General features: G+C 73.6%; 17 protein-coding genes. 13 read left to right on the forward strand and 4 right to left on the reverse strand.

Annotated features, from left to right (window positions below):
* The first annotated feature begins 32 nt into the window (after positions 1-32).
* Both IG74_RS0107850 and IG74_RS0107855 read left to right on the forward strand, forming a co-directional pair.
* Positions 33-2,297: an ATP-binding cassette domain-containing protein gene (locus IG74_RS0107850; RefSeq protein WP_030671828.1), complete on the forward strand. Its 2,265-nt coding sequence runs from the start codon at positions 33-35 to the stop codon at positions 2,295-2,297.
* Positions 2,298-2,388: 91 nt separating this feature from the next.
* Complete coding sequence (locus IG74_RS0107855; RefSeq protein WP_030671831.1) at positions 2,389-2,922, forward strand: GNAT family N-acetyltransferase; 534 nt, start codon at positions 2,389-2,391, stop codon at positions 2,920-2,922.
* A 3-nt stretch (positions 2,923-2,925) separates the two neighbouring features.
* Here the strand turns inward: IG74_RS0107855 and IG74_RS0107860 are convergent, their stop codons facing one another.
* Positions 2,926-3,165 (reverse strand): chaplin, encoded by a 240-nt coding sequence (locus tag IG74_RS0107860; RefSeq protein WP_030671834.1) that lies wholly within the window; start codon positions 3,163-3,165, stop codon positions 2,926-2,928.
* Positions 3,166-3,510: 345 nt separating this feature from the next.
* On the opposite strand from IG74_RS0107860, the gene IG74_RS0107865 reads away from it, so the two are divergent.
* The 6 genes from IG74_RS0107865 to IG74_RS0107890 all read left to right on the forward strand — a co-directional run bounded on the left by IG74_RS0107865 (position 3,511) and on the right by IG74_RS0107890 (position 7,532).
* Positions 3,511-4,737: a cytochrome P450 gene (locus IG74_RS0107865; RefSeq protein ID WP_030671837.1), complete on the forward strand. Its 1,227-nt coding sequence runs from the start codon at positions 3,511-3,513 to the stop codon at positions 4,735-4,737.
* Positions 4,737-4,931, forward strand: a complete 195-nt coding sequence (locus IG74_RS0107870; RefSeq protein ID WP_030671840.1) for a ferredoxin — start codon at positions 4,737-4,739, stop codon at positions 4,929-4,931. Before IG74_RS0107865 ends, IG74_RS0107870 begins: the two co-directional genes overlap by 1 nt.
* A gap of 102 nt (positions 4,932-5,033) precedes the next feature.
* Positions 5,034-5,540 (forward strand): GNAT family N-acetyltransferase, encoded by a 507-nt coding sequence (locus IG74_RS0107875; protein ID WP_030671843.1) that lies wholly within the window; start codon positions 5,034-5,036, stop codon positions 5,538-5,540.
* A gap of 127 nt (positions 5,541-5,667) precedes the next feature.
* Entirely contained in the window at positions 5,668-6,063 is a 396-nt protein-coding gene (locus IG74_RS0107880) for a hypothetical protein (RefSeq protein ID WP_030671845.1), read from the forward strand.
* Positions 6,064-6,219: 156 nt separating this feature from the next.
* Positions 6,220-6,807, forward strand: coding sequence for a DoxX family protein (locus IG74_RS0107885; RefSeq protein ID WP_030671848.1), 588 nt, complete (start codon positions 6,220-6,222; stop codon positions 6,805-6,807).
* A gap of 101 nt (positions 6,808-6,908) precedes the next feature.
* Positions 6,909-7,532 (forward strand): GrpB family protein, encoded by a 624-nt coding sequence (locus IG74_RS0107890; protein WP_030671852.1) that lies wholly within the window; start codon positions 6,909-6,911, stop codon positions 7,530-7,532.
* A 43-nt stretch (positions 7,533-7,575) separates the two neighbouring features.
* Here IG74_RS0107890 and IG74_RS0107895 read toward each other — a convergent pair whose 3' ends face one another.
* From IG74_RS0107895 to IG74_RS0107905, 3 genes are all read right to left on the reverse strand, one after another.
* Positions 7,576-8,385, reverse strand: a complete 810-nt coding sequence (locus IG74_RS0107895) for an ATP nucleotide 3'-pyrophosphokinase (RefSeq protein ID WP_030671854.1) — start codon at positions 8,383-8,385, stop codon at positions 7,576-7,578.
* A gap of 179 nt (positions 8,386-8,564) precedes the next feature.
* Entirely contained in the window at positions 8,565-10,229 is a 1,665-nt protein-coding gene (locus tag IG74_RS0107900) for an FAD-dependent monooxygenase (RefSeq protein ID WP_051854687.1), read from the reverse strand.
* A gap of 162 nt (positions 10,230-10,391) precedes the next feature.
* Positions 10,392-11,414, reverse strand: a complete 1,023-nt coding sequence (locus IG74_RS0107905) for a LacI family DNA-binding transcriptional regulator (protein ID WP_030671858.1) — start codon at positions 11,412-11,414, stop codon at positions 10,392-10,394.
* Positions 11,415-11,673: 259 nt separating this feature from the next.
* Between IG74_RS0107905 and IG74_RS0107910 the strand changes: the two genes are divergently transcribed.
* From IG74_RS0107910 to IG74_RS0107930, 5 genes are all read left to right on the forward strand, one after another.
* The gene (locus IG74_RS0107910) at positions 11,674-12,621 is read left to right on the forward strand and encodes a nucleoside hydrolase (RefSeq protein ID WP_030671861.1); all 948 of its coding nucleotides are present in this window, start codon (positions 11,674-11,676) and stop codon (positions 12,619-12,621) included.
* A complete protein-coding gene (locus tag IG74_RS0107915; protein ID WP_030671864.1) occupies positions 12,618-14,066 on the forward strand; it encodes an MFS transporter in 1,449 nt (482 codons plus the stop codon). The genes IG74_RS0107910 and IG74_RS0107915 overlap by 4 nt, the downstream gene beginning before the upstream one ends.
* Before the next feature lie 179 nt (positions 14,067-14,245).
* A complete protein-coding gene (locus IG74_RS0107920) occupies positions 14,246-16,963 on the forward strand; it encodes an AAA family ATPase (protein ID WP_030671867.1) in 2,718 nt (905 codons plus the stop codon).
* 91 nt (positions 16,964-17,054) lie between these two features.
* Entirely contained in the window at positions 17,055-17,582 is a 528-nt protein-coding gene (locus tag IG74_RS0107925) for a hypothetical protein (RefSeq protein ID WP_030671870.1), read from the forward strand.
* Positions 17,583-17,684: 102 nt separating this feature from the next.
* On the forward strand, positions 17,685-18,374 hold the full coding sequence (locus tag IG74_RS0107930; protein ID WP_030671873.1) for an alpha/beta hydrolase: 690 nt from the start codon (positions 17,685-17,687) through the stop codon (positions 18,372-18,374).
* The last annotated feature ends 6 nt before the right edge of the window (positions 18,375-18,380 follow it).

Consider the following 18,380-nt stretch of genomic DNA (forward strand, 5'->3'; position numbering starts at 1 on the left):
GCTCAGGTCGAACCTAAGTGCGAGGAGCGCTCGTGAACGTCACCCCCGCCGACAGCCACTCCGTGATCCAGGTCCGCGGTGCGCGGGAGAACAACTTGCAGGACGTATCGCTCGACCTGCCGAAACGGCGGTTGACCGTCTTCACGGGAGTCTCGGGGTCGGGCAAGTCCTCCCTGGTCTTCGGCACCATCGCCGCCGAGTCGCAGCGGCTCATCAACGAGACGTACGCCGCGTTCATCCAGTCCTTCATGCCGAGCGTCGGCCGCCCCGACGTCGACGAGCTGCGCAACCTCAGCGCGGCGATCGTCGTCGACCAGGAGCGGATGGGCGCCAACTCGCGCTCCACGGTGGGCACCGCCACGGACGCGTACACGATGCTGCGCATCATCTTCAGCCGCCTGGGGGAGCCGCACATCGGCACCGCCGGAGCCTTCAGCTTCAACGTGCCCGACGGCATGTGCCCCGACTGCGAGGGCACCGGCGAGGTCTCGACCGTCGACACCGACCAGCTGGTGGACCGCGACCTCTCCCTGAACGAGGGCGCCATCACCGTCCCCTACTACGCGGTGGACTCCTGGAGCTGGCAGGTCATGGCCAACTCCGGCTTCTACGACCCCGACAAGAAGCTGCGGGACTTCACCGCGCAGGAGTGGGAGGACCTGCTCCACAAGGGTCCCGTCAAGGTGAAGGTGGGTTCCAACGGCTTCACGTACGAAGGCCTCGTCGCCAAGATGCAGCGCAGCTGGCTGGCGAAGGACCGTGAGTCGCTCCAGCCGCACATCAAGGCCTTCGTCGAGCGCGCCGTCGTCTTCGCCCGGTGCCCGCTGTGCGAGGGCACCCGCCTCACCCGGGCCGCGCTCTCCTCGAAGGTCAACGGGCTGAACATCGCCGAGTGCTCGGCCCTGCAGATCAGCGACCTGGCGGCGTTCGTCCGCGGCCTCGACGCGCCGGGCGTGGCGCCGCTGCTCGCCGGTCTGCGGGACCTCCTCGACTCGCTCGTGGAGATCGGCCTCGGCTACCTCAGCCTGGACCGGCCGTCGGGCACGCTGTCGGGCGGCGAGGCGCAGCGCGTGAAGATGGTGCGCCACCTCGGCTCCAGCATCACCGACGTGACGTACGTGTTCGACGAGCCGACCATCGGCCTGCACCCGCACGACATCCAGCGCATGAACGGCCTGCTGCTGCGGCTGCGCGACAAGGGCAACACCGTGCTCGTGGTCGAGCACAAGCCGGAGGTCGTCGCGATCGCCGACCACGTCGTGGACCTGGGCCCCGGCGCGGGGGAGGCGGGCGGCCGGATCTGCTACACCGGCGACGTCGCGGGCCTGCGCACGTCCGGCACCCTCACCGGACGGCACCTCGGCCACCGGGCGAAGCTGCGCACGAGCGTCCGTACGCCCCAGGGGCACCTGTCCATCAAGGGCGCCGACCGGCACAACCTGAAGGACGTGGCGGTCGACGTGCCGCTCGGCGTGCTCACCGTCGTCACCGGCGTCGCCGGGTCCGGCAAGAGCTCCCTCGTCCACGGCTATCTGTCCGGGCAGGACGGCGTCGTGGTCGCCGACCAGTCGCCGATCCGCGGCTCGCGCCGCTCGAACCCGGCGACGTACACCAACCTCCTCGGCCCCATCCGCACCGCCTTCGCCAAGGCCAACGGCGTCAAAGCGGCGCTGTTCAGCGCCAACTCCGAAGGCGCCTGCCCCAAGTGCAACGGCATCGGCCTCGTCTACACCGACCTCGCGATGATGGCGCAGGTCGCGTCGGTGTGCGAGGAGTGCGCGGGCAAGCGGTTCACGCCCGAGGTCCTGACGTACCGGCTGCGCGGCAAGGACATCAGCGAGGTGCTCGGCATGTCGGTCGCCGAGGCGTACGACTTCTTCCCGTCCGGCAAGGCGCACACCATCCTGGGCCGCCTCAGCGACGTCGGGCTGGGCTATCTGCGCCTCGGGCAGCCGCTCAACACCCTGTCCGGCGGCGAGCGGCAGCGCCTGAAGCTCGCCATCCACATGGCCGAGAAGTCGTCCACGTACGTCCTGGACGAGCCGACGACCGGACTGCACCTGGCCGACGTGGACAAGCTGCTCGCCCTGCTCGACCGGCTCGTCGACGACGGCAATTCGGTCGTCGTCATCGAACACCACCAGGCCGTCATGGCCCACGCCGACTGGATCATCGACCTCGGCCCGGGCGGCGGACACGACGGCGGCGAGGTGGTGTTCACCGGCACACCGGCCGAACTGGTCGCGGACGCCGACACCTTGACGGCCCGTCATCTGCGGGAGTACGTGGCCTCCTGAGCCCGGTGCCGTGGGGTGCGGGCCTCGCGCCCCACGGCACCGCCCGCGATATTCGCTTGCCCTCGCGGCGACAGGGGGCGACAGTCGCCCCGTGCGGAACATCGAGCTGTCGGACGGCGTGGTCACCCTGTCCCCCCTGACCCTGGAGGACGTCGACGCGCATCTGGCGGGCGAGGACGAGCTCCTCGTGCGCTGGCTCAACGGCGAGCCCAGCACCCGGGCGAGCACGGAGGAGTACGTGCGCCACTGCCAGGACCAGTGGGCCGACAAGGGAACGCTGCGCGCCTTCGGCGTGCGCGCGGGGGAGGGCCCGACGCTCGCGGGCACCATCGACGTACGGCTCACCCTGCCGGGCCTCGCCCCCGGCGCGGCCAACATCGCCTACGGGCTCTACCCGGCCTGGCGGGGCCAGGGGCTCGCGACCCGCGCGGTCGACCTGGTCTGCCGCTACACGGCGACGGAGGGCGCGCGCGTCGGCGTGATCCGGGTGGACCCCGCCAACGCCGCGTCGGAAGCGGTGGCACGGCGCGCGGGCTTCACGTACATGAAGCAGGTCCGCGAGGCGGACGGGACGTGCCACAACTGGTACGTCCGCGACCTCAAGGGCCTCGCCGCGCCGCGCTAGGGGTCAGTGCCCGGCCGGGCAGCTGTTGCCCGTGGCGGGGTTCAGCACGCCCACGACGTTCACGGAGTTGCCGCAGAGGTTCACGGGGACGTCGACCGGCACCTGGATGAGGTTGCCGCTGAGGACGCCGGGCGAGTTCTCCGCCGTGCCGTTGGCGTCGGCGTCGGCCGCGGCCGAGGCGGCGCCGCCGACCAGCGTGGTCACGGCGAGAGCGGCCGAGGCGAGGAGCACGCGAGCGCGCATGGGGGTACCTCCTGGTGCGAAGGGAGTGTTCCTCCCGAGCCTCGCCGCAGGGCGGTACGGGAGAAAGTCCTGGTAGCCCGATGGAATGAAGGGAGGGAACCAGCCAATTCGGTTCGGTCGGCGGGGCGTCCGAGCGAGGAAAGGATCGAGAGTGCTGAGGCGGACGCGGCGCGGTGCGGCGTCCGGAGGCGCTGTTTTCGGCCTTCATCATCCGTGTGGGGGACATGCGCGACGAACTTGGCCGAACCGCGCATAGTCCAAATGGCTGCAAGGGGCATGTAGTAGGGGACGGAACGCCTCGGGGGACCGGCAGATCCGTACGCCCGTCCGTACACCGGAGACAGCATGACGCAAGCAGCCCCCTTTCCTCAGGACCGCACCTGCCCCTACCACCCGCCCGCCGGCTACCGCCCGCTGAGCGAACAGGGCCCGCTCAGCCGCATCACGCTCTACGACGACACCGAGGCCTGGCTCGTCACCGGGCACGCCGAAGCCCAGGCGCTGCTCACCGACCCCCGGCTCTCCGCGAACCGACAGAATCCGGCCTTCCCCTCCATCGCCCCGCGCTTCGAGCTCTCGCGCCGCGTGCGGACCGCGCTCCTCGGCGTGGACGACCCCGAGCACAACAGACAGCGCCGCATGCTGATCCCGCCGTTCGGCGTGAAGCGGGTGGCGGCGATGCGACCCCGCATCCAGCACATCGTCGACCAGCTCCTCGACGCCGTGCTCGAACAGGGGCCGCCCGTGGACCTGGTGTCCGCGTTCGCGCTTCCGGTGCCGTCCATGGTGATCTGCGAACTCCTCGGCGTGCCGTACGCCGACCACGACTTCTTCGAGGAGGCGTCGCGCCGCCTGCTGCGCGGCAAGACGGCCGACGAGTCCGACGAGGCGCGCCGGGAACTCATGGACTACCTGGAGGGCCTGGTCGACCGGAAGAGCCGGATCGCCGAGAGCCACCCCGAGGCAGAGGAGGGCCTCGCCGAAGGCATGCTCGACGACCTCGTCCGCGAGCGGCTGCACACCGGCGAACTCGACCGCGACGAACTGGCGCGGATGGCGCTGATCCTGCTGGTCGCCGGGCACGAGACGACCGCCAACATGATCTCGCTCGGCACCTTCACCCTGCTCGAACACCCGGATCAGCTCGCGGCGCTGCGCGGGGAGCCGGCGCTGATCCGCGACGCGGTGGAGGAGCTGCTGCGCTTCCTGTCGATCGCCGACGGGCTCCAGCGGGTCGCCACCGCCGACATCGAGGTGGCGGGGCAGACCATCCGCGCGCACGAGGGCGTGTTCCTCGCCGCGTCGGCCATCAACCGCGACTCCGCCGTCTACGCGGAGCCGGACGACCTCGACGTCCGCAGAAGCGCCCGCCACCACCTCGCCTTCGGCTTCGGCATCCACCAGTGCCTCGGGCAGAACCTCGCCCGCCTGGAGCTGGAGATCGCCTTCGAATCGCTGCTCGCCCGGATCCCCGACCTACGGCTCGCCGTGCCGCCGGACGAGGTTCCGATCAAGCCGGGCGACACGATCCAGGGACTCATCGAGCTGCCCGTCAGCTGGGGGCGCGGCTGATGCGCATCACGATCGACACGGACCGCTGCATCGGCGCGGGCCAGTGCGTCCTGACCGCCCCCGGCGTGTTCACCCAGGACGACGACGGGTTCAGCGAACTGCTGCCCGGCCGCACGGACGGAGCGGGCGACCCGATGCTGAAGGAGGCAGCACGCGCCTGCCCGGTGCAGGCCATCACCGTCGAGAGCGAGTGACGCGCGCGGGCGGGGGCCGGTGGCGGCCCCCGCCCGCTCCGCGCCTCCGGAACGGGAAGAAAAGGGGGAGCGCGGAGCGGAGCCGTCGGGAACAATTGGATCATGCGCATCCGAGTGGTCGACCCCGGCGAACTTCCCCTGCTCCAGGACATCGAGAGGGCCGCGGGCCGCTGCTTCCGGGACGTCGGCATGCCGGAGATCGCCGATGACGAGCCGCCGACGGTGGAGGAGCTCGCGCACTACCAGCGGGCGGGGCGCGCCTGGGTCGCGGTCGACGACGGCGACCGGCCCGTCGCGTACCTCCTCGCGGACCACGTCGACGGCGCCCTGCACGTCGAGCAGGTGTCCGTGCACCCCGACCACGCACGGCGCGGCGTCGGCCGCGCCCTCATCGAGCACCTGGCCGACACCGCCGAGGCCGGTGCGGTCCCGGCGCTCACCCTCACCACCTTCGCCGAGGTGCCGTGGAACGCGCCGTACTACGCGCGCTGCGGCTTCGAGACCGTCGACGAGGCGTCGATCGGCCCGGAGCTGCGGGAGGTGCGGCGGAAGGAGGCCGCCCACGGCCTGGACCGGTGGCCGAGGGTCTGCATGCGGCGCCCGGTGTGACGCCGTGTCCGGTGTGACGCCGTGTGACGTCGTGTGAAGCAGTGGTACATCAGGCTCATTGAAGTCTTCAGTACCGCCGTGGCACGGACCTAGTATCGGGCGGCATGAGCGGGCGAGAGCTGGCGGCATGAGCGGGCGAGGGCTCGGGAACCGGCGTGGTGCGTGGCGCACCGGCGCCCTGTACCCGCTCGCGCTCCTCGTCTGTCTGCTCACCGTGCTCGGGTCAGGTGCGGCGTCGGCCTCCTCCGCCACGGAGAAGGCCGAGCGTACGCGCGTGACGACCCCCTACGGCTCGGCCGTCGAGGCGTCGGTGGGCCCCGACACCAGCGGCTGTCAGGACGGGGGCGGCCAGGACGCGCCCGGTGGCGCGGCGCTGACCCGCTCCGACCAGCCCTGTGCGTCCGCTCCCCGGCCGGCTCCGGCGAGCGGCGACGCGGTACCCGTTGCCGCCGCGTCCCGTCCGGTGCTGCGCGCGGACGCCACCGCCGTCGATCTCTACAGAACCTGCGTCATCAGAACGTAGAGGGCCCTCTCCTCCCTCCACGCTTCCCGCGCATCCGTCCCGGCGTCCCCGGCATCCGAACGACGGCTCCACCAGACCGCTCCTCCGGGCGCCTCCTGCCCGCGCGGTTCCGGCCGCGCGGCCCCCCGTTCGCTCCGCACCAAGGAGAGATCCAGCATGTCTTCGTACTCTTCCCGTCCCCCCGCCCCCTCCGAAGGCCTGGCCGCCCCGGGCCCGGCCGTCCCGCACCGGGCCGACTCCGGCGCTCCCGCCCTCCAGCCCGGCATCGACCTCGGCCTTCTGCTCCTGCGCGTCACCGTCGGGCTGACCATGGCCGGGCACGGCTCGCAGAAGCTGTTCGGCTGGTTCGACGGCGGTGGCCTGAACGGCACCGCCGACCACTTCGCCGCGGACGGCTACAAGGCCGCCAAGGTGATGGCCTGGGTCGCCGCCCTCACCGAGACCTGCTGCGGCCTGGGCCTCGCCATCGGCCTGCTCACCCCGCTCGCGGGCGCGGGCATCCTCGGCATCATGCTCAACGCCATCGCCACCAAGTGGGGCGGCGGCTTCTTCGCCCCCGAGGGCGTCGAGTACGACCTGGTCCTGCTGACCGCCGCCGTGGCCCTGGCCCTCACCGGACCGGGCCGCGTCGCCGCCGACCCACTCCTGCCCGTGCTGCGCGACCACCGCTTCGCACGAGGCGTCGCGGCGGTCGCCCTCGGCGCCCTCTCCGCCGCGTTCGTCCTGGTCGTCCTGCGGGACTGAACCCGCACGCCCTCGGTGCCGCACAGGCAAACGTGCTTGACGGTGGAACGGTCTCCGCCTTGGGTGGGGGGAGTCCATCCCCCCCCGACCGGGAGCCGCCCATGCCAGGCCAGGAGAGCCACGAGCGTCAGGACGACGAGCAGACGCGCGTGCCGATGAGTGCCGAGGAGATCGAGGCGGCCGCGGTCGGGGCGGCGCCGCGGCTCGACGGGCAGGTGACGCTCAGGGCGTACGACCCGCGCTGGGCCGAGGCCTTCGCCCGGGAGGCGGCGGGGATCCGGGACGCGCTCGGCGGGGTGCGGCACGAAATCGAGCACGCGGGGTCCACCTCGGTGCCGGGGCTCACCGCCAAGCCGGTCGTTGACATGGTGCTCACCGTGCCCGAGCCCGGCGACGAGGCGGCGTACGTACCGGCCCTTGAGCGGCTCGGATTCCGGCTCGCCATCCGGGAACCCGAGTGGTTCGAACACCGCGTGCTGCGCAAACAGGACCTGGGACCTGGCGCCGAATCGGCGAATCTGCACGTGTTCCCGAGCGGCTGCCCGGAAGTGACGCGCATGCTGCTGTTCCGTGACTGGCTGCGCGCGCATCCGGACGACCGGGACCTGTACGCTCGCACCAAACAGCGACTCGCCGCCCGCACCTGGGCGTACACGCAGAACTACGCCGACGCCAAGTCGGACGTGGTCGCGGAGATCCTGGAGCGGGCGGCGCGGGGGAGCTGAGGGCGGCAGCCCCGGCCGGGCGGCCGGGGCTGCGAGCCGGTTGTCAGGCTGCCGGTGCCAGAGCCGCCGGGAGGCCGGGCGCGGCGAGGGCGGGAGCGCCGTCCGGGACGGGCACCGCGGCGAAGATCGCGTCCTGCTGTTCCTGGAGCTCCTTCTTGCGCTCGGGGCTGGTGGAGGGAAGCCGCAGCTCCTCGTACAGCTTGTGCGTCTCCTCCTGGGCGTACTTGCTCGCCGGGGTGTGGAACTGCACCTCGAACAGCTGCCGTGAACCGGGCGCGCGCCAGCCCGAGTTGAGCCCCTTGTAGCCCTTCGCGCGGCCCCAGGTATTGGACCACTTCGTGCTGTCGTTGCCCCAGGCGGACAGCACCTCCGAGGCGATGGTGACACCGGTGACGTAGTCGCCGTCGGGCCACTGGAGGGTGTAGCGCACCGCGTCGCTCAGGCGCGCCAGGGCGTCGTCGACGTTCCGCTCCGGGTGCTCCTTGAGGTCCGTGGCGACCTTCCGCTTGAGGGAGTCGGGCGACTTGAGGCGGTGGTCGAAGCCGATGAGCTCGGCCCGGCTGAGGGCGGCGGCGGTCCGGACGTCGCGGCTGATCGACGGCTCCGCCGCGCGGGCGCGGGCGACGTACGCGTCGACCTTCCGGTTGTCCGCGGCGTCCAGGCGCAGTCCGTCGCGCTCCCAGCCGTCCTCGTCGTCGCGCTGCGCCGCGCCGCCGTGCGCGGTGGCGGTGGCGTGCTTGCCCGTCTTGTCGGAGTGGTCGGCGGCGTACGCGGTGAGCCCGGTCGTGGCCGTGGACAGGGTGACGGCGGCGGCCAGTACGGCGGCCGTCCGGCCCAGGCGGTGCGTGGTCATGCGGCGGTGGTGTCCCTTCTCGCGCGTGGCACCGCCCGCCCAGGCACAGCGGGGCGGGCGGTGATCGTCGCCGGGGACAACGGACGAACGACGCGGAAGTACCGTGCGGCCGCCCGGACAGCGGACATTGGCGTGATGGCGCCGTCCGGCGGCGGAATCGCGTGGGGGAGCGGGGGCTGTCAGTCGGCCGCCGAGCCGGTGACCGCCGCGAGGGCGCGGCGCAGCGCGGCGTCGCTCGGCGGGGCGTCGTGCCAGCGGGCGGCGATGTGGCCGTCGGGCCGGACGAGCAGGGCTCCGTGCGGGCCCAGTTCACAGACATCGGCCTGCTCAGGAGTGAGGGCCTCGACGCGCAGCGGCCATGGCGCGGCGGGAAGGCGCTCCCACCGGGCGGGGTCCGGGGTGAGCAAGGTGAACCACTCGCCGAAGGCGTCGAGCGTGGAGCGGTCCGGGGCGAGCCAGAGGTGGGGCATGCGATGGCCCGGCTTCGGGGTGGGGACGTAGTCCGTGCCCGCCTCCGGTGAATCCGGTGAGTCCGGTGAATCTGGTGAATCCGGTGGAACCGGCGGCTCGGAAGGCCCGGTCGGCTCGGGCGCGGTGGGGGCCTCGGTGAGTACGGCGGCGGAGCGGTAGGCGGCCCCGAGCACGAGGCCAAGCTGGGCGAAGTACCGCTCAGACCAAGGGAGTTCGACCGGATCCGGTGTCGCTTCGCCGGAGCGGAGCTGCTCGTGCCGCCGACTCTGCACCTGGACCATCAGCTGGGTGTTGGCCACCGCCTGGCCGAGGGTCTGGTGGGCGACGGGCAGCCGTTCCGTCCCGTACGTGTCCAGCAGGCCCGGTCCCGCCCAGCCGCGCAGGACGCCCGCCAGCTTCCAGCAGAGGTTGTGCACGTCGGCGACGCCGGTGTTCATGCCCAGGCCGCCGGTGATGGGCAGCGCGTGCGCGGCGTCGCCGACGAGCAGCACCCGGCCGTGCCGGAAGCGCTCGGCGACGAACGCGTTCATCACCCAGTGCTGCACCCGCAGCACCTCGGGCCGCACCTCGGCCTGCGGGCCGAGGGCACGGGAGACGAGGCCGGGCCAGTCGGCGTCCGCGGCGTCGTCCGGTGTGAGGCCGAACCACAGCCAGCCCCCCTCGGGGTGGACCGGGCCGAAGGACCCGTGCGCGGTGAAGTACACCCCGGCGGGCTGGCGGGCGCACCAGCGGCTGAGGTCGGCGTCGAACACGACGGTGGTGAAGCTCCCCAGTGCTCCGGGCCCCGTGGTGCCGATGCCGAGGAGCGGTCGCAGGGTGGAGTGCGCGCCGTCGGCGGCGAGGACGTACCGGGCGCGGACCCGCGTCCGCTCACCGCCGCGGCCGGCGAGCTCGGCCACGACGCCCTCGGCCTCCTCCACCAGGTCGACGAGTTCGGCCCCGAACCGCACCGGCGCGTCAGCCGCCGCCAGCAGGACGGGTTCCAGCCGGTCCTGCGAGGTGAGCACGCCGGTCACGGGGCTCTCGGGCACAGGGCCGTTGACCCCGACCATTCCCGCCGTGGCGAAGTCGCGGTCGTACAGGGTGTCGCGGAAGCGGATGCGACCGTACTCGGGCGCGAACGCCCGGTCCGTGACGGACGCGGCGAGACCGAGCAGGCGGTAGATCTCCATCGAGCGCACGTTCACGAGCCGGGACCGAGGGAAGGGCGAAAGGCCGGTGCGCTTCTCGACCAGGGCCGTCCGCACTCCCCAGCGCGCGAGCAGTGCGCGGGCGGTGAGCCCGACGGGCCCGCCGCCGACGATCAGCACCTCCGGCTCGGCGTCCGCTCCGGGCTCGACGTCTGCCCCGGGCACGGCGTCTGCTCCGGGCATGGCGGCTCCTCAGCGGCGGGTGCGGCGGCCTCGGCGACGGCCGGGCCGACATGAGGTCAATTTCCCGGACCCCGCCGCGGGCCGCAACGCCCGTGACCCCGCATACGCCCGAACGTGCGGCGCCACGGCCGTGGCCCGGGGCACGCGCACGGGCGTGCGGGCTCAGCTGCCCGCGCGGCCCTGCCGGGGCGCGCCGCTGGAGCCCCGTACCACCAGCTCCGGTGCAAGCCGTATCGCCCGCTGCGGTCCGGCGCCTTCGGCGCCGAGGCGGTGGGCGAGCAACCGCGTCGCCTCGGCGGCCAGTTCGGCGACCGGCTGGCGGACCGTGGTGATGCCGGGGGCCGCGAGCTCCGCCATCGGGATGTCGTCGAAACCCGTGACGGCGACCTCGCCGGGCACGTGTGCGCCCAGCTCCTGCAACCGCTGGAGCACGCCGATCGCGATGAGGTCGTTCGCGCAGACCACGGCGTCAGGGCGGGTCTCGCCCAGCGCGTCGACGGCGGCCCGGCCCCACGCCACGGAGAAGTCGCCGAGCGCCACCCGCTCCGGCGCCCCGGGGTCGAGCGCGCCGGACCCGGCGGCGTAGGCCGCGCGCCGCTCGGCGGCCGCCGACGCCGTGCCGTGCGCGCCGACGAAGCAGAGCCGTCGGCGCCCGGTGGCCGCGAGGTGGTCCAGGACGAGCGCCATGCCGGTGGCGTTGTCGACGGCCACGGAGTCGGCGACGCCGGGGCCGCACCGGCGGTCCAGGAGGACCAGCGGCACCCGGGCCGCCGCCGCGGCCACCGCGTCCCGGCTGCGCCGCTCGTCGGCAGGGATCACCAGGAGGGCGTCGACACGGCGGCTGAGCAGGTCGTCGATGCGCTCCGCCTCCGCCACGGGGTCGTCGTCGCAGTCGGCAAGGAGCACGGCGCGGCCGTCGGCGTGCAGCGCGTGGGTGAGTTCGCGGACCAGGGCCGGGTAGAAGGGGTTGGTGATCTGCGGCAGGACGAGGCCGACCGCGCCGGTGGCGCGGCTGCGCAGGGCGCGGGCCGCGTGGTTGGGCCGGTAGTCGAGGCTCGCCGCGGCCGCCCGGACGCGGCGGGCGGTGTCGGCGCCCACGGGCCTGGTCCCGGCCAGGACCCGCGAGACGGTGGCGACGGAGCAGCCGGAGGCCCGTGCCACGTCCCGGAGCGTCACGTCGGCCACGCCCGCCCACCCCTTTCGGCACTTTCGGAGAACGTTATCAACGGCCGCCGGAATCACCCAGGGGCACCAGAGCCCGGCGGGACGGTGGGCCGTCCTGGACAGGCCTGACGTATCACCAGGTCAGAGGCGGCGCACGGGAGCATGAACGGAGTACTCCGGATCGTTGACATAATGCGCACCCGTGCACAAAGTCTTCGGAGAACGTTTTCCCGAGGTGACGCCCGCCAGCGTCACCTCAGCCGAACAAAGAGGTTCCGCGATGGCCAGAAAGATCATCCTCGACTGTGACCCAGGGCATGACGACGCGATCGCCATGCTGCTGGCCCACGGCAACCCGGACGTCGAACTGGTCGCGGTCACCACCGTCGTCGGCAACCAGACCCTGGAGAAGGTCACCCGCAACGCCCTGTCGGTGGCCCGCATCGCCGACATCACCGGCGTGCCCTTCGCGGCGGGCTGCCCCCGTCCCCTGGTGCGCGAGGTCGAGGTCGCCGAGTCGATCCACGGCGAGAGCGGCCTGGACGGCCCCGTCCTGCCCGAGCCGACCCTGGAGCTGGACCGCCGCCACGCCGTCGACCTCATCATCGACACGGTGATGTCCCACGAGCCCGGCGAGATCACGATCGTCCCGACGGCCGGTCTGACCAACATCGCCCTGGCCGTGCGCAAGGAGCCCCGCATCGCCGAGCGCGTCCGTGAGGTCGTCCTCATGGGTGGCGGCTACCACACCGGCAACTGGAGCGCCGTCGCCGAGTTCAACATCAAGATCGACCCCGAGGCCGCGCACATCGTCTTCAACGAGCGCTGGCCCGTCACCATGGTCGGCCTCGATCTGACGCACCAGGCGCTCGCCACCCCCGACGTCGTCGCGCGCATCGCCGCCGTGGGCACGAAGCCCGCCGCGTTCGTGGGCGAACTCCTGGACTTCTTCGGCACCATGTACCTGCGGGAGCAGGGCTTCGAGCACCCGCCGGTGCACGACCCGTGCGCGGTCGCGTACGTCATCGACCCCAGCGTCATGACGGTGCGCAAGGCCCCCGTGGACATCGAGCTGACCGGCACCCTCACCCTGGGCATGACCGTGGCCGACTTCCGCGCGCCCGCCCCCGCCGACTGCCGCACCCAGGTCGCCGTCGACCTGGACCACGGCCGGTTCTGGGACCTCGTCGTCGACGCCCTGGAGCGCATCGGCGAGGTGCCCGCGTGAACGCCTCCTCCACCGAGCCCGCCCCGACGACGGCGCCGGGCCGCCGCCCGGTCCGGATCTGGGTCCTCGTCACCGCCCTCCTCGTGGCGTGCTTCGCCTTCCAGCTGAACGCGAGCATGCTCAGCCCGGCGCTGCAGAACGTCGAGGACTCCCTCGACGCGACCACCGCCGAGGTCGGCCTGACGCAGACGGCGTTCTTCACCTCCGCCGCGCTGTTCTCGCTGTTCCTGCCGCGCCTGGGCGACCTCATCGGCCGCCGCAGGGTGCTCGCCGCGATGATGGTCCTGATGGCGGTGGGCTGCGTCGTGGCCGCGCTCGCGCAGAGCGTGCCGATGCTGTTCGCGGGCCGCGTCATCCAGGGCGTGTCGGGGCCGACGGTCCCGCTCTGCCTGATCATGCTGCGCAACGAGGTCCACGAGCCCAAGCGGTACGGCACCCTGCTCGGCGTCATCACCGCCGTCAACGGCGGCATCGCGGGCGTCGACTCCATCGCGGGCGGCTCGCTCGCCGACCACTACGGCTTCCAGTCGGTGTTCTGGGTGATGGCCGTCGTCGCAGGGCTCGCCGCCGTCCTGGTCGCCGTGCTCACCCCCGAGTCGACCGCGGACAACGCCGCCGAGACCCGCATGGACTGGCCCGGCGTGGCCATCCTGGTCGTCTCCGTCGGCGCGGCCCTGATCGCCCTCAACGAGGCGGGGAAGCTCGGCGACGCCAACTGGCCGCTCGTGGCGGGCCTCGCCGTCGTCGCCGCGGCCGCCTTCGCCGTGTTCTGGCGCGCCGAGGAGCGCAGCAGCCACCCGCTGGTGGCGACCCGGCACCTGCGGCAGCGCTCCACCTGGGCCCTGCTCCTGACGACCGTGCTCACCATGACCGGTGTCTTCGCCGTCATGAACGGCATGATCCCCGCCTTCGCGCAGAACGCGGACGCCGGATTCGGCATGACCGCCGAGCAGTCCGCCTGGTGGACCCTGACCCCCTACGCCCTCGCGGGCCTGGCCATGGGCCCCCTCTCGGGCCGCCTCGCCGCCACCCTCGGCTACGGCAAGGTGCTGCGCTTCGGTCTCGTCGGCTCGGCCGCGACGGTCGCCCTGATGCTCGTCACGCTCCAGGCCGACTCGCGCCCGCTGCTGCTCGTCTCGTCGGTCCTCATCGGCATCACGTACGCGGGCGTCGCCAACATCGTCCTCAACGGCCTCGGCATCGTCCTCTCCCCGAAGGAGAACCCCGGCGTCCTGCCCGGCCTGAACGCGGGCGCGTTCAACCTGGGCGCGGGCCTGAGCTTCGCCGTCCTGTTCGCCGTGCAGACCGCGGCCGCACCGGCGGACAAGACCTCGGTCGCGGGCTACTCGGCCGGCATGATCGCCGGAGTCGTCCTCATCGCGGCGGCCTTCGTGACCTCCTTCCTGATCCCGAAGCCGGTGGCGGCGGAGGAGACGCAGGCCTAGCCCCGCGCCCCTACCGCTCCCGTCCCGCGCTCCGGAACCGTCCCGAACGGTTCCGGGGCGCGTCGGCGTACGGGGCGCGACGCGTCGACGGAAAGGAACCGGTCGAACACAATCCGTAGAAGGGCAAGAGCAAGACTCTTTGTCAGGACGGACCTCGTCTGCCCTAGGATCTCGACCACATGAACGTGCACGGACGGCACTACGAGAAGGCCGCGTTCGCCCGTGTCCTGCGAGAGGCGCGCGAAGGCACCGGCGCGACACTCGTGCTGTGGGGGGACCCCGGCATCGGAAAGACAGCCCTCCTTGAGCACGCCGCCGCCACGGCCACCGGATTCACCGCACTGGCCTGTCGGGGCCGGCGCGCGGAGGCCCCGCTGGCCTTCGCCGCGCTGCACGCGCTGCTGCGGCCGGTGGCCGACCGGATCCACGCGTTGCCCGCACCGCAGGCGGCGGCCCTGCGCGCGGCGCTCGGCGGTGGCGGTGCGCGTCCCGACCGCTTCCTCATCGGCGTCGCCACCCTCACGCTGCTGTCCGAACTCGCCACGGACCAGCCCCTCCTGATCGCCGTCGACGACGCCCAGTGGCTCGACGAGCCGACCGCCGCGTGCCTCGCCTTCGTCGCCCGCCGCCTGTACGACGAACCGGTCGCCCTGTTCCTGGCCGTCGGCCATGCGGCGCCCGCGCCGGGCGGCCCCTGGGACGGCGGCACCGTCCTGGAGATCGGCGGACTCGACGACACCGCGGCCGAAGCCGTCGTGCGCGACGCCGCCCCGGACGCCGACGACGAGACCGTCCGCCGCACCCTGCGCGCCGCGGACGGCAACCCCCTCGCCCTGCGCGAGCCGCCCGACTCCGACACGACGCCACCGGGTGTCGGGCCGCGGCTGCGCCAGGCCGTCGCCGCGCGTGTCGCACGGCTCGCCGCACCCACCCGCACGCTGCTCCTGGTCGCCGCCGCCGAGGACCGCGGGGACCGCCGTGCCGTCCGCGACGCCGCCGCCGCGCTCGGCGTCAGCGAACCTGACTGGCAGGAGGCCCTGCGCTCCGGACTGCTGCACGCCGAAGGCGACCACGTCCGCTTCCGCGTGCCCCTGGTCCGCACCGTCGTCTACGACCACGCCCCGCCCGCGGAGCGCCGCCGGGCCCACCGCGCCCTCGCGGACGTCCCGACCGGCGAGGGCCGCGCCGAACCGCGCGCCTGGCACCGCGCGGCCGCCGCCGAAGGCCCCGACGACACGGTCGCGGCCCAGCTGGAGGACTGCGCCCGGCAGGCCAGGCGGCGCGGCGGCCACGCCTCGGCCGTCCGCGCCCTGCGCCGGGCCGCCGAGCTGTCCGCCGCCCCGCACGCCAAGGGCCGACGCCTCGCCCTCGCCGCCCGGTCCGCCTGGGACGCCGGACAGGTCCCCGCCGCCCGCGACCTGCTCGACCAGGCCGAGCGGTGCGCGTCCGAGGAGGTCGTGGCCGGGATCAGCGGCGGCCTGCGCGGCCTCATCACCCACGCCCACGGCGACCAGGAGAGCGCGCACCGGCTGCTCCTGAGGGACCTGCGCGCCGTCGCCGACCGGGGCCGCGCCGTCGAACTGGCCTGCGTGGCCGTACGGGCGGCCTGGTCCGGGGGGTCGGGCGACCGGCAGGCCGAGGCGCTGCGCGTCCTGGAGGGCCTCGCCACCGACGGCGACCTGCCCGAGGCCGCGCTGCTGCCCGCGGTGGAACAGTGGTGGGACACCGAGCGCGAGACGTCCGCCGCCGTGCCGCTCACCGGCGAAGCCGTCGCCCGGCTCGACGCCGGCGACTGGCAGCTGCTCCCGCCCGCCCCGCTCGCCGTGGCGCGGGGCGCGGAGTCCGCCCTCGCCGACGCCCTCCGCACCAGGCGCACCGAACTGCGCGCGACCGACACCACCGGCGCGCTGGTGCGCACCGCCCCGCAGACCGCGACCCTCCACCTCGTACGCGGCCACTGGGCCGAGGCGACCGCCGACGCCACCGAGGCCCTGCGCGTCGCCGAGGAGACCGGCGCCGACCACGCCGCGGCCCAGTGCCGCGTCCCGCTCGCCTGGCTGGCCGCGCTGCGCGGCCACGAGCCATCCGTCACCGCGCTCACCGACCGCGTCCTGGAGCACGCGGTGCCCCGCGGCATGCGCGACCTGACCGCCGCCGCGTACTGGATCCGCGGCCAGACCGCCCTGTGCGCGGGCCGGGACGCCGAGGCCCTGGAGTGGCTGCACCGCCTCACCGAGCCCGGCCACGCCGCCGCGCACCCCACCGTCGCGCTGCTCGCCGCCCCCGACACCGCGGAGGCGGCGCTCCGCACCGGTGCGCGGGCCGACGCGCGAGCCGCCCTGCGGACCCTGCGGGCCTGGGCCGACCGCACCGGCGCCGCCTGCGCACGGGCCGCCGCCGACCGCACCGCCGCGCTCCTCACCGCCGACCGCGCCGAGGCCGGCGTGCTCTTCCGCCGGGCCCTCGACGCCTCCGACACGGCCGGGCGCCCGTACGACCACGCCCGTACGCGCCTGCTGTACGGCGCGTGGCTGCGCCGGAACCGGCGGCGTACGGACGCCCGCGCGCAGCTCGCCGCCGCGGCCGACATCTGCCGCCGCCTCGGTGCCACGCCCCTGCTCGAACGCGTTCGGGCCGAACAGGAGCAGGCCGGAGAGCGGATCGCACGGCCGGATCCGGCACCGGGCGGCGAACCGGTGCTCACGCCGCGCGAGCGGTACGTGGCCCGCCTGGCCGCCGAAGGCCTCACCGACCGCGAGATCGCGGCCCACCTCCTGCTCAGCCCTCGTACAGTCCATCGCCACGTGGCCGACGTACTCCGGAAGTTCGGCATGGCGGCCCGCGCCGAGCTCGGGCGCGTGGGCGTCGACGACGGCCTCGGCCTCAAGCCCCCGTGACCCGTCCGACGCGGCCCCCGTCCACCGGGCTTGACTTCAACCGCACTTGAGGTCGGAGGATCGGGTCACGTCTCGCGAAAGGAGCCGGGGCATGACCGCGTACCCCGCACCGCACGGTCCCCACGGGGCACTCATGGCGGCCGACCGGACCCGGCCGCACACCGAACCCGCCGAACCGGCGGGCCGGGAAGCGACGCGCAGAGGCATCGCACTGGTCCGCGCCTACGCCCGCGGTGATTCCGCGACGGTCGCCGCCGCCCTCGCCACCACGGACCCGGCCGTGCGGGCCCAGCTGCCGTCCGTCACCGGTGACGTCCTGCGCCTCGTCGTCGGCGCCCTCCTGGCGGGGCCGCACACCCTGACCCCGGCCGACGTGGTCCGCACCGCCGACCGGATCGCCGCCGCGGGCCCGCCCCACCAGGTGCCGGCCGCCACCCGGGCGGTCCGGGCCTGGGCGAGCCGGGACGACGCGGAGCTGCGTACCTCCTGGCAGGACGGGACCGCAGGCGCGCACGGCACGGCGGTGCTCGCGGCGGCCCTCGCGGTGGCCGCGTGGGGCGAGGCGCCCTTCCTGCACCTGCTCGCGGCCTTCGACGAGCTGACCGCCGCCCGCGGCTGAAACCGTGCGCCGCGTCTCCGGTCGCGGTCCGCACCCGGCCTGCATAGCGTGAGAGCGCACATCACTCACCGGGGGGTCGTGGAACGAACAGGTGGAATCGCCATGGCAGGCAAACCGGCCGTTGTTCTGGTGCACGGATTCTGGGGCGGCGCCGCCCACTGGACGAACGTCATCGTGGAACTGAAGAAGCGCGGCTTCGACGACCTGCACGCGGTGGAGAACCCGCTGACCTCCCTCGCCGACGACGCCGAGCGCACCCGCAAGATGCTCCAGCAGATCGAACGACCGGTGGTCCTCGTGGGCCACTCCTACGGCGGCGCGGTCATCACGGAGGCGGGCGACCTGCCGAACGTCGCCGCGCTCGTCTACATCGCGGCGTTCGCCCCGGACGCCGGGGAGAGCCCGGGACAGATCAGCCAGGAGAAGCCCCCGGCCGCCTTCGACAACATCGCCCCGGACTCCGACGGCTACCTGTGGATCAAACAGGACGCCTTCCACGAGAGCTTCGCCCAGGACCTCACGCCCGACGAGGCGTTCGTCATGGCCGTCACGCAGAAGGCGCCGCTCGGCTCGACGTTCGGCGACACGATCACCGCCCCGGCCTGGCGGGCCAAGCCGAGCTGGTACCAGGTCTCCACCGCCGACCGCATGATCCACCCGGACAACGAGCGCCGCATGGCCCAGCGCATGAACCCGCGCAAGACCATCGAACTCGACGCCAGCCACGCGTCGCTCGCCTCCCAGCCGGTCCCGGTCACCGACCTCATCGAGGCGGCGGCCGACGCGGCCTGATCCGTC

The sequence above is a fragment of the Streptomyces sp. NRRL B-1347 genome (assembly GCF_000720325.1).
Classification (GTDB): Bacteria; Actinomycetota; Actinomycetes; order Streptomycetales; family Streptomycetaceae; genus Streptomyces.

Bases quoted from the DNA above. Each gene is read 5' to 3' on its own strand.
- IG74_RS0107875 (WP_030671843.1), top strand. From the start codon at position 5,034: ATGCGCATCCGAGTGGTCGACCCCGGCGAACTTCCCCTGCTCCAGGAC.
- IG74_RS0107900 (WP_051854687.1), bottom strand. From the start codon at position 10,229: ATGCCCGGAGCAGACGCCGTGCCCGGGGCAGACGTCGAGCCCGGAGCG.
- IG74_RS0107885 (WP_030671848.1), top strand. From the start codon at position 6,220: ATGTCTTCGTACTCTTCCCGTCCCCCCGCCCCCTCCGAAGGCCTGGCC.
- IG74_RS0107895 (WP_030671854.1), bottom strand. From the start codon at position 8,385: ATGACCACGCACCGCCTGGGCCGGACGGCCGCCGTACTGGCCGCCGCC.
- IG74_RS0107870 (WP_030671840.1), top strand. From the start codon at position 4,737: ATGCGCATCACGATCGACACGGACCGCTGCATCGGCGCGGGCCAGTGC.
- IG74_RS0107930 (WP_030671873.1), top strand. From the start codon at position 17,685: ATGGCAGGCAAACCGGCCGTTGTTCTGGTGCACGGATTCTGGGGCGGC.
- IG74_RS0107925 (WP_030671870.1), top strand. From the start codon at position 17,055: ATGACCGCGTACCCCGCACCGCACGGTCCCCACGGGGCACTCATGGCG.
- IG74_RS0107880 (WP_030671845.1), top strand. From the start codon at position 5,668: ATGAGCGGGCGAGGGCTCGGGAACCGGCGTGGTGCGTGGCGCACCGGC.
- IG74_RS0107920 (WP_030671867.1), top strand. From the start codon at position 14,246: ATGAACGTGCACGGACGGCACTACGAGAAGGCCGCGTTCGCCCGTGTC.
- IG74_RS0107865 (WP_030671837.1), top strand. From the start codon at position 3,511: ATGACGCAAGCAGCCCCCTTTCCTCAGGACCGCACCTGCCCCTACCAC.
- IG74_RS0107890 (WP_030671852.1), top strand. From the start codon at position 6,909: ATGCCAGGCCAGGAGAGCCACGAGCGTCAGGACGACGAGCAGACGCGC.
- IG74_RS0107860 (WP_030671834.1), bottom strand. From the start codon at position 3,165: ATGCGCGCTCGCGTGCTCCTCGCCTCGGCCGCTCTCGCCGTGACCACG.
- IG74_RS0107910 (WP_030671861.1), top strand. From the start codon at position 11,674: ATGGCCAGAAAGATCATCCTCGACTGTGACCCAGGGCATGACGACGCG.